This window comes from Candidatus Symbiopectobacterium sp. NZEC135 (genome assembly GCF_025962695.1).
Window position 1 is genome coordinate 1 of the sequence record NZ_JAGFPF010000792.1, and the last position, 931, is coordinate 931.

1 protein-coding gene is annotated in these 931 nt (G+C 58.6%); it reads left to right on the forward strand.

Annotation, left to right across the window (positions count from 1 at the left end):
* The coding region (locus J5224_RS30490; protein WP_264628779.1) for a sugar ABC transporter ATP-binding protein at window positions 1–931 on the forward strand (931 nt) is incomplete at both ends.

Here is a 931-nt window from a genome sequence, read left to right on the forward strand (position 1 = left end):
GATTGCGCGCTGCCAACTGGTGGCTATCTGTCGGGCGCTGGCGCAGGATGCCAGGCTGATCATTATGGATGAGCCCACCGCCTCCTTGACGCATCAGGAAGTAGAAGGGTTGCTGCACGTGGTACGCCAACTGCGTGGGCGCGGTATCTGCGTGGTGTTCGTTAGCCACCGGTTGGAAGAGGTCATGGCGGTATCCGATCGCATCACCGTGCTGAAAGACGGCAATCTGGTGGGAACCTATCCGGCCAACGACATGAGCACACGCCAGCTCGGCATGCTGATGACCGGGCAAGCTTTTGACTACCACATCCGCGAACCCTGGCAGGGCGATGCATCGCGCAACGTGCTCGAGGTGCGGCAACTCAGCCGCGCGGGGGAATACCGCGATATCTCGTTTTCAATCGGTGCCGGAGAAATAGTTTCCATCATCGGGCTGCTGGGGGCGGGGCGCACCGAACTCTGCCTGAGCCTGTTTGGCATGACGCGGCCTGACAGCGGAGAGATACTCATCGACGGTCAAACGGTGCAGTTGCGCAGTAACCGTGACGCACTGCGCTACGGTATTGGCTATGTGTCGGAAGACCGTATGTCGCGCGGATTGGTGATGGCGCAGTCCATTGAGGACAATATTATCAGCACTATTTTCGACAAAGTGCGCAATGCCTGCGGGCTGATCCGCAAAAAACAGGTGCAGGCGATAGTGAACCGGCTGATCGCCGCGCTCAGTATCAAAGCGCCCGATCCGCGCTTGCCGGTGAGTACGCTGTCGGGAGGCAACGCGCAGCGCATTTCGATTGCCAAATGGCTGGCAATCGAACCCCGGGTACTGATTCTGGACAGCCCCACGGTCGGCGTCGATATCGCCAATAAAGCCGGTATTTATCACATTATCAGCGAACTGGCGGCGCAAGGGATCGCCATTCTGATGATC